This is a genomic window from Rossellomorea pakistanensis (assembly GCF_016908495.1).
Lineage (GTDB): Bacteria > Bacillota > Bacilli > Bacillales > Bacillaceae_B > Rossellomorea > Rossellomorea pakistanensis.
The window spans coordinates 277,349-291,624 of record NZ_JAFBDZ010000004.1 but is presented as its reverse complement, the minus strand read 5'-3'; the positions used below and the strand labels follow the sequence as shown (position 1 = coordinate 291,624).

General features: G+C 39.3%; 15 protein-coding genes. 11 read left to right on the top strand and 4 right to left on the bottom strand.

Annotation, left to right across the window (positions count from 1 at the left end):
• The first annotated feature begins 73 nt into the window (after nt 1–73).
• On the top strand, nt 74–514 hold the full coding sequence (locus tag JOC86_RS18995) for an Lrp/AsnC family transcriptional regulator (protein WP_205174715.1): 441 nt from the start codon (nt 74–76) through the stop codon (nt 512–514).
• A gap of 160 nt (nt 515–674) precedes the next feature.
• On the opposite strand, the gene JOC86_RS18990 is transcribed toward JOC86_RS18995, so the two are convergent.
• Nucleotides 675–2,189: an MDR family MFS transporter gene (locus tag JOC86_RS18990; RefSeq protein ID WP_205174519.1), complete on the bottom strand. Its 1,515-nt coding sequence runs from the start codon at nt 2,187–2,189 to the stop codon at nt 675–677.
• A 471-nt stretch (nt 2,190–2,660) separates the two neighbouring features.
• On the opposite strand from JOC86_RS18990, the gene JOC86_RS18985 reads away from it, so the two are divergent.
• Nucleotides 2,661–3,191 carry a GNAT family N-acetyltransferase gene (locus tag JOC86_RS18985; protein WP_205174518.1) on the top strand — a complete coding sequence of 177 codons (531 nt, stop codon included), beginning with the start codon at nt 2,661–2,663 and terminating at the stop codon, nt 3,189–3,191.
• A gap of 146 nt (nt 3,192–3,337) precedes the next feature.
• Here the strand turns inward: JOC86_RS18985 and JOC86_RS18980 are convergent, their stop codons facing one another.
• Both JOC86_RS18980 and JOC86_RS24770 read right to left on the bottom strand, forming a co-directional pair.
• Nucleotides 3,338–3,598 (bottom strand): tyrosine-type recombinase/integrase, encoded by a 261-nt coding sequence (locus tag JOC86_RS18980; protein WP_419096124.1) that lies wholly within the window; start codon nt 3,596–3,598, stop codon nt 3,338–3,340.
• Nucleotides 3,599–3,749: 151 nt separating this feature from the next.
• Entirely contained in the window at nt 3,750–4,064 is a 315-nt protein-coding gene (locus JOC86_RS24770; RefSeq protein WP_239587705.1) for a PaaI family thioesterase, read from the bottom strand.
• Between the two features lie 248 nt (nt 4,065–4,312).
• Here JOC86_RS24770 and JOC86_RS18970 point away from each other — a divergent pair, with 248 nt between their 5' ends.
• The 8 genes from JOC86_RS18970 (at nt 4,313) to JOC86_RS18935 (ending at nt 12,243) form a co-directional block, all read left to right on the top strand.
• Nucleotides 4,313–5,314 carry a LacI family DNA-binding transcriptional regulator gene (locus JOC86_RS18970; protein ID WP_205174517.1) on the top strand — a complete coding sequence of 334 codons (1,002 nt, stop codon included), beginning with the start codon at nt 4,313–4,315 and terminating at the stop codon, nt 5,312–5,314.
• A gap of 119 nt (nt 5,315–5,433) precedes the next feature.
• The gene (locus tag JOC86_RS18965) at nt 5,434–6,282 is read left to right on the top strand and encodes a sugar phosphate isomerase/epimerase family protein (protein WP_205174516.1); all 849 of its coding nucleotides are present in this window, start codon (nt 5,434–5,436) and stop codon (nt 6,280–6,282) included.
• 22 nt (nt 6,283–6,304) lie between these two features.
• Entirely contained in the window at nt 6,305–7,402 is a 1,098-nt protein-coding gene (locus tag JOC86_RS18960) for a Gfo/Idh/MocA family protein (RefSeq protein WP_205174515.1), read from the top strand.
• A 183-nt stretch (nt 7,403–7,585) separates the two neighbouring features.
• Entirely contained in the window at nt 7,586–8,962 is a 1,377-nt protein-coding gene (locus JOC86_RS18955; RefSeq protein ID WP_205174514.1) for a glycoside-pentoside-hexuronide (GPH):cation symporter, read from the top strand.
• Nucleotides 8,963–9,007: 45 nt separating this feature from the next.
• On the top strand, nt 9,008–10,111 hold the full coding sequence (locus tag JOC86_RS18950; RefSeq protein ID WP_205174513.1) for a Gfo/Idh/MocA family protein: 1,104 nt from the start codon (nt 9,008–9,010) through the stop codon (nt 10,109–10,111).
• 28 nt (nt 10,112–10,139) lie between these two features.
• Complete coding sequence (locus JOC86_RS18945; RefSeq protein WP_205174512.1) at nt 10,140–10,523, top strand: VOC family protein; 384 nt, start codon at nt 10,140–10,142, stop codon at nt 10,521–10,523.
• 234 nt (nt 10,524–10,757) lie between these two features.
• Nucleotides 10,758–11,630: an RNA polymerase sigma-70 factor gene (locus JOC86_RS18940; RefSeq protein WP_205174511.1), complete on the top strand. Its 873-nt coding sequence runs from the start codon at nt 10,758–10,760 to the stop codon at nt 11,628–11,630.
• Between the two features lie 169 nt (nt 11,631–11,799).
• The gene (locus JOC86_RS18935) at nt 11,800–12,243 is read left to right on the top strand and encodes a carboxymuconolactone decarboxylase family protein (protein ID WP_205174510.1); all 444 of its coding nucleotides are present in this window, start codon (nt 11,800–11,802) and stop codon (nt 12,241–12,243) included.
• 102 nt (nt 12,244–12,345) lie between these two features.
• Here the strand turns inward: JOC86_RS18935 and JOC86_RS18930 are convergent, their stop codons facing one another.
• Complete coding sequence (locus tag JOC86_RS18930; RefSeq protein WP_205174509.1) at nt 12,346–13,341, bottom strand: zinc-binding dehydrogenase; 996 nt, start codon at nt 13,339–13,341, stop codon at nt 12,346–12,348.
• A gap of 403 nt (nt 13,342–13,744) precedes the next feature.
• Here JOC86_RS18930 and JOC86_RS25060 point away from each other — a divergent pair, with 403 nt between their 5' ends.
• The gene (locus tag JOC86_RS25060; protein ID WP_338021786.1) at nt 13,745–14,173 is read left to right on the top strand and encodes a type I restriction enzyme endonuclease domain-containing protein; all 429 of its coding nucleotides are present in this window, start codon (nt 13,745–13,747) and stop codon (nt 14,171–14,173) included.
• Nucleotides 14,174–14,276 lie beyond the last annotated feature (103 nt).

Below are 14,276 nucleotides of genomic sequence, written 5' to 3'. Positions count from 1 at the left end.
TACATTAAATTTAAAATATCATTTTGATAAATTTATTAATAATTTAACGAAAAAGAGAGGAATAACATTAGAAATGAAAATCGATGATATTGATAAGAAAATAATAGATGAATTAAGCAGAAATAGCCGATTATCAATGAGTGAACTTGGAAGAAGAATCAATTTATCTTCACCATCTGTTACCGAACGGGTAAGGAGAATGGAGTCAATTGGAATAATTAAAAAGTACACATTGGAAGTGGATTATGAAAAATTGGGATTTCCAATCCGGTGCATAATAGAAGCAGCAGTTAAGAATGGGGACTATAAATCTTTTAAAACTTTTATTGAGCAGTTACCCAATGTTGAATTCTGTTATCGGATTGCTGGAAATGCCTGTTATATGCTAAAAATGCAATTCGACACTTTCAGAAAAGCAGAAGAATTTATTGAAAATGTGAATCCCTATGCCCATACTGTGACACATTTTATTTTTTCAGAGGTCCAGACTCATTTGAGAATTTATACCCAATAGGTAATAAACAAGTCTTGTTTATCTAACCTGTAGGAAATGGAAAAGGAGGCACTTAAGGCCTCCCCTTTTCTTCTTTATTTGACATGTAAAACTAGTCAACAAAAAAACACTTATCAATCAGTTACTTTGTATTACATAGACGAATAGGAACTTAGGAAAACTAGCTTTCCTGTTGAGATTCAATGCTAGAAATACGATCATTCGATAAGAAAAACACGAAAAACAACGCCAATAACGATGGTATTAGTGCCCATGTGAATGTATAACTAATTGAATCTGCAAGGGCAACTGAGATTTTATTTAGTATTGGCTCTGGCATCCTTTCACGTGCTTGCTCAGATAAAATAGAGCGTGGACCATTTTGAACCCCTCCGGTAATCATATGATTGTTTCCTCCGAATATTTCTTGTATTTTATCTGAAAAATAAGCATGTTGAATAATCCCATAAATGGTAATTCCCAAACTCATCCCAAGCTGTCGTAAAAATGATACTGTTGAAGTAGCTGAACCTCTGCTTTCTGGTCCAAAGCTATGGATAGCTGCCATATTTATTACAGAAAAAGAAGCTCCTGTGCCTAATCCAATAATTATCATATACAATGTAATTATAGTTCTTGATGTTTCGGCTGAAACTGTACTCAGCAAGTACATCCCGATTAGCAAAATAATGGAAAAAATGAGCATGACACTCCGAAACCCGATTTTGGGAGCAGCTGTTGCCCCTATTTGTGAGGATACCACCACACCTAACATCATAGGAAGTAGGATAAGTCCTGAATTTGTTGCACTACCTCCTGTCACCCCCTGAATAAAAATCGGTATATATACAATGCCTACGATAAAGGAAACCCCATAAAATAAGCCTACAATCGTGCTTGAAGCGAAGAGGCGATCTTTAAACATAGAGAAAGAAATAATAGGATCTTCAGCATTTTTTTCCGCAATAAAAAATATTGTAAATAAAATCGCAAATCCGGCTAATAAACTTAAAATGACAATAGAGTCCCAAGTGTACTCGTTGCCCCCAAGCTCTAGAGCAAATAGTAGACATACAATTGCTCCAACTAATGTAATTGATCCTATCCAATCAATTTTTTGTTTCTTGCGTACAAGGGATTCTTTATAAAATAGCGCAATTAACGTTAATGATAGAACCCCTATTGGAAGATTGATATAGAATATCCAATGCCAGCTGATATAATCAGTAATATAGGCTCCAAGCAATGGCCCGAATATACTCGATAAGCCAAAAACAGCTCCGAATAGCCCACTCATCTTTCCTCGCTTACCGGGTGGGAAAAGATCGATTATAATGGTGAAAGTAATCGGTATTAATGCACCGCCGCCAATTCCCTGAATAGCCCGATAAACGCTAAGCTGCTCAATAGTCTGGGCAGTTCCGCAAAGAATCGAGCCAAACATAAAAAAAATCAACCCCATCATAAAAAAGCGTTTCCGTCCAAACATGTCAGAAAGTTTTCCAAATATCGGCATACCAGCCATTTCTGCTACCATATAAGCTGATGTTACCCAAATAAACTTATCAAGCCCTCCTAAATCCCCAACAATGGTCCCCATAGCTGTTGCCACAATAGTGTTATCCATTGACGCCATAAGAATAGAGAGCAACAATCCTGTTACTACCAAATTTTTTCCGCTTTTTATCTGTCTCATGAAATATCTCCTAGCTTTTTCAAAAATATAGGTTCTTTTAAACTTATTTTGTTGATTTCCACTCCAGGAAATCGCTTCCGCATGCGTTTCGATGCTCTTCCCACAGGAGTCTTCATACCTTCGCTTCCATCAACAGGGGGGGAATCAAAATCATTTTTAACACATAGCATAAATAGGACATGGATGGTCTTTCAATATTCCATTACCTTCTCTTTTAAAATTTTAGAAAATAGGATGAAATTGTTAAATGCCAAGAATGATTTATAATCAAATTTGGCATAATTTAAATTATTATATGAATATATTTATCAGCCACTTCTTTTAATCATTATCAACAAACACGCCATAATAAATATTCTATATAATGCAGAAAGCTAGTATAATCTTATTTATCATTATATGAAAGGTGTGAACTATGCCCAGATATCAATATCTTGACCCCAAATAAAAAACATAATGGAGGTAAAAATATTGATTAAAGACCTTAGCACAAAAAGATTAATGTTAAGAAAAATGCAGGTATCAGACTCAGAGAGCTTGTTTCAAATTTGGTCTAATCCAGAAGTAACTAGATTTATGAATATAAATAGGTTCACTGATAAAAAACAAGCAAAAGATATGATTTTATTATTTGATAAACTATCAAAAGAAAACACGGCAATTCGCTACTCAATAATTGAGTTAGAATCAAATAAAATTATTGGTTCCTGCGGTTTTAACATTCTAGATTTTCAAAATGCAAAAACTGAAATTGGCTACGAAATTAATAAACATTATTGGGGCAAAGGATATGCTCCTGAAGCTATTAATTGTATAATAGAGTATGCTTTTAACGACTTAAATCTTAATCGAATAGAAGCAAAAGTAGAACCTGAAAATTTTAACTCAATTAAAGTCCTTAGAAAATTAAATTTCCTCTTTGAAGGAACAATGAGAAAAGTGGAAAGATCAAAAGGACGTTTTATTGATCTCAATCTATATTCGTTGTTAGTAACAGATTAAATGTATGCCTATACTTGTAAAAGTATGGGCTATTTATGATTAATATTTCGATGGAGCTATTAACTAGTTATACAGTATTCAACTAATGTGACATAACAGCAGATATTTAACACACCTGCCCTTTTAGTTCAATAAAAAATGCTGCATCAGCAGCACTTAAAAAAATTTCTTATAAAACTCACGTCTTTATGTCCACTCAGGTATGCGTAAACTCTGGTGGTTTGGCTCTTTTCGTGTCCCATTAAATTTTGGATAACCTCTAAAGGTGCTCCATTATTAATAAGTGTAGTTGTGTAGCTATGTCTAAGTTGATGTGGATGAACCCCTTTATTTATCCTGCTCTTTTGGAAATCTGTTTTATTACATATCGCATTTGTGCAATGCTCATTCGATGTGGTGCCCGGTATCGTAACAAACAGAGCTTGTTGATCATCAGTTCTTGCTTCTAAGCTTAATGACAGGATTCTTGCTCTAGACCGTAAAGTAAATGTGAAGAAATAATAAAATACTCTTTATTAGTTTATTTCTCCTAGTTTGACCAAAACTTAGATCGTCAAATTAGTATTCTAAAGTGGTACGTAGTTTTCGATCGAAGATAGTGCTGTTGGTAGCTGGTGATGATGCATTTTTCTCTGCTTTCGGTGTTACATCAGGGGATATTTTTTTAAAAAAAGTGCCATATCTTGGCAACGACCTTGTTGAGACAAATACTATTGCTACTTCGGTTGCGCGGGCAATGATCCTGTCTCCTGGTTTAGCGGCTTCGATAAACTGGATGGTTGTCGAGAGCCCTACAGAGGTTTTTCCATATGCATTACAGACTGCCGAAAAGGCATGGTCTGTTAAAGCATATATTACGGTTCCATGGAACAAAAACAATAACTCAAATCCTCCAGAGGTAAAATACTCAATAACTAAGGTATGGAAAAGGAGTTTTTTACTCGAAAACGAAACCAGTTAGTAAAAGAATCAATTTTCCAAAGGAATGGTTTCAAACCTACGGAAGGGGAATGGGTAGAAAATTCAAAAATATAAAAATAGTACATTGACAACTTTCTGATAATTATGATAGCTTTTAAAGTAATCGATTACATTTTTGGGTTTTAGAAAGGGAAAGAGGAATGATTAAGCTAAAAGAAGTGGCAGAACGAGCGAATGTTTCAACAGCTACAGTATCTCGTGTTCTTTCCAACACAGGGAAAGTAACGGAAAAGACTAGAAAGAAAGTCCTAGCAGCAATGGAGGAATTAAACTATCAACCGAACTTTTTGGCAAGACAGCTTCGCAAATTGGAAACGAAGACGATTCTAGTTGTCGTTCCCGATATTGCGAATACGTTTTTCTCGAAAGTCATTAGGGGGATCGAATCAGTCGCCCTTCAAAACGATTATCAAGTTCTGTTGGGAGATTCACAGAATAATAGTCAAAGTGAGTCCCAATATCTCAATCATTTACGCTATAAACAAGTAGATGGTGTCATTTTATTAACTGCCAGAACCGATTCCCGTTTAATCGAGGACTTATCTGATGACTATCCCGTTGTGCTAGCCTGTGAATATTTGGAGGGATCACGGATTCCTACGGTTTCCATCGATAACATAAGCAGCGCAAGAAAAATAACGGATCATTTGATTAAGCAAGGACATCAAAGGATTGCTCATATTTCAGGTCCAATGAATATCATTTTAGGCCGGGATCGATTAAAGGGCTATGAGCAAGCAATGACTCAAAATCGCTATGAAATCGATCAAGTGCTAGTCCAAGAGGGAGACTTCTCCTACGAATCAGGCTATAAGCTGATGGAGAAATTTTTAGCTCTACAGAACCCTCCGACAGCGGTGTTCGCTGCCAATGATGAAATGGCGATAGGAGCGATCAAAGCGATAAAGAAACATCGTCTTTCTGTACCTGAGGATATTGCCGTTGTAGGATTTGATGACATTGAGATGGCTTCTATCATAGAACCGGAACTCACGACAGTGGCTCAGCCTACATTTGAAATTGGAAGTACAGCGATGGATTTACTGCTGTGCCTTATGAAAAAGGAACAGCTTACGAAGAAACAATATGTTCTTGAAGATCAATTGGTGATTAGACAATCTTGTGGTGCGAATGAAATGTAATCGATTTCTTTGCCCATCAAGAGGTAACCTAGGGAAAACAACGATTAACGTTCGGTTTTTGAAGAATAAAAATTTTTCATTAAAATGTAATCGATTACATTTTAAGGGAGGTAATGTTCATGAGCTTAGAACTTGGATTGCAGTTATTCTCAGTAAGAGATGAATTGGAAAAGGATTTTGTCGGTACATTACAAAAGGTCGCGGAAATCGGGTATAAAAACGTTGAATTTTTTATTCATGATGCAAGCAAAGAAATGAAAATCGGTGGAATGGAAGCGAGCGAGCTAAGAGAGGTACTGGACAATTTAGGTCTAAAAGCCGTTTCCATGCATGTGAATCCGCTAACAGATGAAGACATTTTGGAGAAAGCGATTCAATACAATCTTGAAATTGGAAGCTCTGGTATTGGTTGTTCCATCGCTTTCTTCAACAATAAACAAGAAGTGGTAGACTTTGCGAAAGCGCTTAATAAATGTGCCCAAATGTGTAAAGACAACGGATTGGACTTCTATTATCATAATCACTTTCAAGAATTTCAAAAGTTTAAAGGAGAGTATGTATTAGATATTTTACTAGAGAACACAGATGAGAATCTTGTGAAAGCTGAGTTTGATACATACTGGGCGTTACGAGGCGGAATCGACCCAGTAGAGTACTTGAAAAAACTAGGCAGCCGCTGCGACCTGGTTCACCAAAAAGATCTCCCGGCAACAGCCAACCCTGTGAACGCGTTTGAAGTGCTTGGAGAAGAGAAAGAGATCGACTTTGATGCGTTTATCGACTTTTCAAAGCCTGAGTATTTCACTGAAGCGGGTGAAGGATCGATGGATATTAAGTCGATTATTGAAACGATCCGACAAATCGGAGCGGCGAAATACATTTTTGTCGAACAGGATTTAACGACCAAAAATCAATTAGAGAGTGTTGAGATAAGCTATAAAAATATGATTCAACTATTAGAAGCTTAGGAAAGAACGAGAGGTGGTTGACATGACAAAGGTAAAAATCGCCATCATTGGGTGTGGGGGGATTGCCTTTCAAAAGCACTTACCTGCGCTATCAAAATTAACAAGTAAAGTCGAATTGACAGCGTTTTGCGACACCGTTCAAGAACGGGCGGAGAAGGCATTGAAAGAATTCGGTGACGAAAATGCCCGAGTCTATACGGATTACAAAGAGTTATTAAAAGACGGTTCCATTGATGCTGTCCATGTGTGTACACCCAATATCTCGCATTCTATGATCACCGTTGATGCGCTTGAAGCTGGAAAGCATGTCATGTGTGAAAAGCCAATGGCGATTAACTCAGAAGAAGCGAAAAAAATGCTGGATGCGGCTAAACGTACAGGCAAGAAACTAACCATCGGCTATCAAAATCGTTTCAGGAATGATTCCCTAACGTTGCACCAAGCATGTGAAGCAGGTGATTTAGGTGAGGTCTATTTTGCCAAAGCCCATGCGATCCGCCGTCGAGGGGTCCCGACTTGGGGAGTGTTTATGGATAAAGAGAAACAAGGTGGCGGTCCCCTCATTGACATCGGGACCCATGCCTTGGATCTTGCCTTATGGATGATGAACAACTACAAACCAGTGTTGGTTGTGGGCTCTGCTTTTCAGAAGCTGAAGGATAAGCCGGAGGGCAATATCTTCGGACCTTGGAATCCAGAGGAGTATCAGGTGGAGGATTCTGCCTTCGGCTATATCAAAATGGAGAATGGTGCCACCATTATGCTGGAGTCTTCATGGGCATTAAATATGATCCGTGGAAAAGAAGCCCAGGTGACCTTATGCGGAACAGAAGCAGGAGCAGAAATGTTTGGCGAAGCCTGGGATAACAAAGGGTACATCACCTTTAACACCACAAAATACAACCAAATGATCGAATCGGAAACATCGGCAGGCTCGAGTGTGGCTTATTTTGAAGGCCAGGAAGTCGATGCCGGCTATTTAGAAGCCAAGCAGTGGATTGAGGCTATTTTGGAAGATAAGGAACCGTTGGTAAAACCTGAAGAAGCTTATGTAGTTACACGTATTTTAGAAGCAATCTATCAATCGTCAGAAACCGGAAAAGCGATTGAACTTAGTTGAAGGAACTGCTCCCTTTTCAGTGAAGGGAGCAAGGCTTCCTATTTTTTTCTTAAAAAGATTCAGACTATTGACAAAATTATCCTGACTCCTGCAGCTTATTTGAGAAAAAACCTTTTAACCATGATGAAATGAATTATTGAAGGCTTGTCAGACAAGAAAATGAAGAAAAAGGGGTTGAACTAAGTGGCTATTTTGAAAGCGGATACAAGCGTTGAACTTCAATCAGATAAGTTAGGGACGAAGGAAAAGGTAAGTTATGGTTTAGGAGATTTAGCTTCGAATTTTGTTTGGGGGATGACATCAGCCTATTTACTCTTTTTCTACACAGACATTTTTGGAATCTCTGCTGCAGCAGTCGGGACGCTTTTCTTGATTACGAGAATATGGGATGCAATTAACGATCCAATGATGGGCGTAATTGTCGATAAAACAAAGAGTAGGCATGGGAAAACAAGGCCTTATTTACTTTACCTATCGATCCCCTTTGGAATTCTAAGTGTATTGACGTTTATTACACCGGATTTTTCGGATACGGGAAAATTAGTGTATGCCTATATTACCTATTTCTTGCTGGGAATGATCTATACTGCGATCAATCTTCCTTATGGAGCATTAATGTCGACGATGACGAGGGATTCAAATGAAAAATCACAATTAGGCAGCTTCAGAATGATGGGACTAGCCGTCGGGACCATTATTGTTTCCGCTCTGACGATGCCGTTAGTAGAGTTCTTTGGCAACGGCAATCTGCAGGTAGGATTTCCTATTACGATGGCCGTATATTCAATCGTCGGAGTGATCTTATTCTTTATTACTTTTAAAAATTGTAAGGAACGGTACTCGGATCATCTCGGAGCTGGAAGTAATGTGAAAGTCGGCAAATCTTTTTCCAATATGCTTAAGAATCAGCCTTGGGTCGTGATTTCGATTAACTCCATCGTCCAGTTTCTAAGAATCGGTGTCCTATTCGGTGTTCTCATCTATTATGTCACCTATGTGCTTGAACAACCAGCATTGGTTCCACTTTATTTAACGTTGGCAAGTGTGGCGAATTTTGCCGGCGGGGCGATTGCACCTTGGGCTTTGAAGCGGTTAGGAAATCGAAATGGCAGTATCATCCTACTTTCGGCATCTGTTCCATTATTTGTTCTATTAATCTTTTTAGAGGATGGGTCCACTATCCTGTTTGCCACTGTGTTTTTTATCGCTTTAACCTTAATCGGGATAAACGGTGCCGCAAACTTTGCGATGTTAGCCGACACCATCGATTATCAGGAATGGAAATTTGGTCAGAGAACAGAGGGGCTGCTTTATTCAGGGTACAGCTTTGCAACCAAATTTGGGATTGCGATTGGTTCTGCATTGGTCGCTTATGCTTTAGGGTGGGCAGGATATAACCCTGATGCGATTACAGAAAGTGCGTTAAGTATGATCCGATTCTTACTATTTGCCGGGCTCATCGCCTTTACAATTCTCCAGGTGATTACGCTAGCGTTCTATAAATTGGATCAAAACCATGCTGAGATTATTAAGGAATTAGAGATGAGAAATCACTCTTAAAAGTATTATAAAAACTATCCATCCATTAGAAAGAGAGGGAGTACGATGAGAAAAGTGAAAGTAGGAATTATCGGTTGCGGAAATATCAGTTCGATTTATTTTGAGGCAGGGAAAAAATTTGAGGTCTTAGATATTGTCGCTTGTGCGGATTTGGATATGGAAAGAGCAAGAGCAAGTGCTGAAGAGTTCAATGTTCCAAAAGCATGTACAGTGGAAGAATTACTTGCTGATCCGGAAATTGAGATTGTCATCAATTTAACGATCCCAAGTGCCCATGCGGAAATTCATCTCAAAGCACTTGAAGCAGGAAAACACACTTACGGGGAGAAGCCTCTAGCTATAGAATTGGAAGATGCGAAAAAAATCCTTTCACTCGCGGAAGAAAAAGGACTATTAGTAGGGTCCGCTCCAGATACCTTTTTAGGGGGAGGAATTCAAACCTGCCGAAAGCTAATTGATGACGGCTGGATTGGGGAGCCTATTGCGGCAACAGCCTTTATGATGTACCACGGACCGGAAAGCTTCCATCCCAATCCAGATTTCTTATACCAAAAAGGGGCGGGACCGATGTTTGACATGGGACCGTATTATCTTACGGCATTAGTCAATCTAATGGGATCGATTCGCCGTGTGACAGGCTCCGCAAAAATGTCATTTAAGGAAAGATCGATCACGAATGAATTGAATTACGGAAGAACCTTCCCAGTCGAAACCCCGACACATATCGCAGGAATCATGGATTTTGAAAATGGAGCAGTCGGCACGATCATTACGAGCTTTGATGTCTGGGGTTCACGAACTCCCCATATCGAAATTCATGGAACAACGGGTTCAATGATTGTTCCGGACCCTAACACATTCGACGGACCGGTTTATATAAAACAGCATCACCAGACGGATTTTACCGAAATTCCGTTAACACACGGATTCACGGAAAACAGCCGAGGTCTTGGCGTTTTGGACATGGCCTACGCCATTCAAAACGGAAGAGCCCATCGAGCCAACGGACAAATGGCTTATCATGTGTTGGAGCTTATGCATGGCTTCCATATTGCTTCAGAAGAAGGAAAGCATTATGAAGTGAAAAGCAGCTGTGATCAACCAGCTCCATTTCCCATGAATCTTCCAAAGAATGGATTAGATGTATAAGAGAAAAATGCTTAACAGGAGGCTTCTAATGGAATACACCGGGATTCACCATGTTTCGTTAATCGTGACAGACCTTGAACGGGCAAAGCACTTCTATGGTAAGATTATCGGCTTTGAAGAAATCGAGAGACCGAATTTCGATACACGTGGTGCATGGTATCAAATCGGAAACACCCAGCTGCATTTGATCGTTTATCACGAAGGAAAAACATTAAGAGGAACGGTTGAATTAGACAGTGCTGATGGTCATTTTGCTATTCGTGTGACAGATATCGAAGCGTTTATCAAGCGTATGGAAGACCATCATGTTTCGAAGTTAACGATCCCGAGTAACGCTGCAGGTTGGTATCAAGTGTATGTCAGTGATCCGGATGGGAATTTGATAGAGTTTCATTATCATCATGAAGAATAGAAAAGATAGATGAATGGTTTGTTTGAGACCATAGTTATTGAACTTAGAGAACGGTGAAAAAGATGGAAACGAGCAGTAAAAGACTTGTTGCGAATTATTTAGGGGCATCGGTATTCTGGTGTCCCTGTTCTCATATAATTTATTTTATTTTTTAATCATCTATCTTTGCATTCAAACTGCGGGGTCATAGTATATAATTTTATAGTGAAACCCGGTGTAGAATGGAGAGATTGGATGGACTTTGAAACGTTGTATAGAACGTATCGGACTTTTGTTTACTCTGTTGCTTATCGTCTGCTTGGTTCGGTTAGTGAGGCAGAAGATGCAGCCCAGGATATCCTTCTTAAAAGTCAAACGATGGATAAAGACGCTATTAGAAATAAGAAGGCCTATTTACTGAAAATGACGACGAACCATTGTTTGAACATCCTACAATCAGCTCGGAAAAAGAGAGAAGTGTATACAGGAGAGTGGCTTCCCGAGCCAGAAGTCGATTTGGCGAAACAAAATCCTATGGAAACCATCCTTCAAAACGAAAGCGTATCCTATGCCTTTCTTGTCCTGTTAGAGAAATTAACACCTGTTGAAAGGGCTGTATTCGTCTTAAGGGAAGCATTAAGGTACGATTATGGGGAAATCGCTGAGATGGTAAACAAATCAGAAGCCAATTGCCGTAAGATTTACAGCCGCTGCAAGGAGAAGATCGAGCGTGAGGTTCCCGTACATCCGCAGCCATCTGTTCATACTGAAAAGATGATTCATTCCTTTATCCAAGGCTCCAAAACAGGAAATTTTGAAGAGTTTATTCATTTACTGACAACAGATGCCATCCTTGTTACCGATGGAGGAGGGAAAGTGCGTGCCGCTATTTTCCCGATTCTGGGCAAAGAGCGAATACAGACCTTTCTGGAGTCCGTCGTTCCACGCGGATTCCTACAATCAGAGATTCAACCAACCATCATCAATGGTCAAGCCGGGTTCTTAGAAATCAATAAAGACGGTGCAAAGACAGCCATTTGCTTTGAGTGGGATGAAAGCGGAACATCGATTAGAAGAATCTATATCGTTGTCAATCCCGATAAATTACAGCATATTCTAGTTCGCTAGTCATCCATCGAAAAGAGATCATTTTTTAGATCTCTTTTCTTTTTTTGTCACAAACTAAAGACCTCATTTGTCTTATACGTGACAGGGGATATAAGGAATGAATCCTACTAGCCTTTGCAAGATCCTGTCGCCCAAATAGGAACTGATTTTAGATTAGGAGGAAGATACGATGGAAACAAGATTCAATATGGGGAAGGTAAATCCAGAAGGGTATAAGGCAATGGTGGGTCTAGAAAAATATTTGATGACCACAAGTATGAATGAAAGCTTGAAAGAACTTATTAAAATTCGGGCTTCTCAAATCAATGGATGTGCGTATTGCATCGATCTGCATACAAAAGAGGCACGAGAACGTGGAGAAACAGAGCAACGTATTTATGCTCTGAATGCTTGGCGCGAGACCCCTTTCTTTACAAAGGAAGAACGGGCCGTACTTGCTTTGACGGAGGCGATTACCCTTGTAGCAGATACACACGTTCCTGATGAGGTTTATGAGGAAGTAAGAACCTTTTTCGATGAGAAGCAAGTGGCAGAAATCATTATGCAGATCGCCGCAATTAATGCTTGGAATCGAATTGCAGTGTCAACCAGGTTAATGCCCGAAAAAGGTTAGATCTTAATAGCACCAATAATGTTAATCCTATTAACATACCGAAACTATCGAAACCAAAAGCCCTTTTTTCTATCTTCATGAAAAAAGGGCTTTTCCTTTACATTATCGACTAATCTCAATTCCAATCTTCCCAAATTGCTCGGACTCTTCTAATCTCTTCATAGCCTCCGCTGTTTCACTAAGACGGAAGACTTGATCGATGACTGGTTTGATTTTATATTTATTGACCAGCTCCAGCATTTCCTTGAATTCTTCATGACTGCCCATCGTGGTGCCTAGTAGATTGTATTGCTTATAGAATAAATTACGGATATTAATGGTGACTTCATCTCCAGCAGAAGCCCCAAAGGTTACGAGAGTCCCGCCTGGTCGCAGTTGATCTAATGTTTTATTAAACGTGGCTGCTCCAACGGTTTCAACGGCAATATCTACTTTCTCTCTATCTAGCTCTTTTTCCCAATCACTGTTGCTGTCAAGTGCAAGATCCGCACCTAGCTTTAGGGCTTGTTCCCGTTTGAATTCTGATCGGGAAGTAACTATAACTCGTGCTCCGATGGCTTTTGCAAACAATAATAAATAAGTAACAGCCCCACTGCCAACCCCAGGTAGAAGAACTGTGTCTCCAGCTTTTACTTTAGCGCGAGTAAAGAGAGCACGGTAAGCCGTAAGGGCTGCAAGCGGAAGAACACCAGCCTCTTCCCAAGTGAGGTGAGCAGGCTTTGGCTCCACATTTTGAGCGGGAACCGTAATGTATTCCGCAAACGTCCCATGTCCTGGCAGACCGATGATTTCAAAGCCAACAGGAGGGGCATCACTTTTTTTCTGCCAACCAAGGGAGGCGTCGATAACCACTTCATCTCCTGGTTTAACATTGGTCACTCCTTCACCAACCGCTTCGATCACGCCAGCTCCATCTGACCCAATCACAAGCGCCGGATCACTTTCCTTATGACGCTCCAGCACAAATAAATCGCGATGATTCAATCCAGCATACTTCAGCTTTACTTTCACCTCGCCAGCTTGAGGCTGGACCTCTTCGATTTCCCTATGGCTAGTACCTGCTAATCCTTTCGTTCCTTCATGGACGAATGCTTTCATATGATCAACTCAACTCCTTTGGATAGTGACTCTATTAATATTGTAAAGAGAGCTTGGACTATTATCAAAAGATTGACTCGGAAAACAATGTCTTTTAACTTTTAGTTCTCCTATTATTTAGATAGTTTTTCTTATACAATTCAAAAGAAAGAAAAATAGTTTATCTGATATGTCTATCCACTTCTATAAATGGATGATTTGAGGTTGGAAAATGAAAAAATGGTGTTTAGGTTTTAGATTATAAGATTTGGAGAAGGAGAAGAAAAGCTTTACACTTAAAAATATACATTTAGAATTAATTACGGTGAACCGTATCATAAGTGAGGGTAAAACTGAAAGGGACCTCAATGTCTCTTAGCTCTTTTTTTGTCGGATTCACATTTATTTAAGAGCTTGTTTGAAAGTGCTGGAACCAGAAGATGTGCGCAATACGTTCGATACAGCTTTTAAGAAGTTCTCTGAAAGCATAGATATAGTTATGCTTAGTCAAATAGCGAAAGCATATGTAGATGACTTGAAGTGGTTAGTCAAGATTCGAAAGTTAGCAAAATCCCGTTACTATGGCGATGATGGCACGATGGATATTTCCGATTGTGGTGGAAAGATACGGGAATTGATTGAAGAATACGTTTATCCATCGACTCCTGAAATTTTATTTGAACCTGTAAACATTTTAACCAGTAAATTTGATGAGAAGCTGGATGAGTTAAAAACATCTGAAGCAAAAGCTGCAGAAATGGAACATGCGATTAAACATGAAAGCCGAATCAAGCTGGATGAGAACCCAGTGAAATACACATCCATAAAAGAACGATTGGAGCAGTTAATATAGCAACGCAAGGCCCGTTAATTGACGATTGAAGAACTTCTGGAAGAATACCAAGCCATGAGAGAAGAAATGATGGATATGGAACGGAGAGTCAATCGTTCGGTCT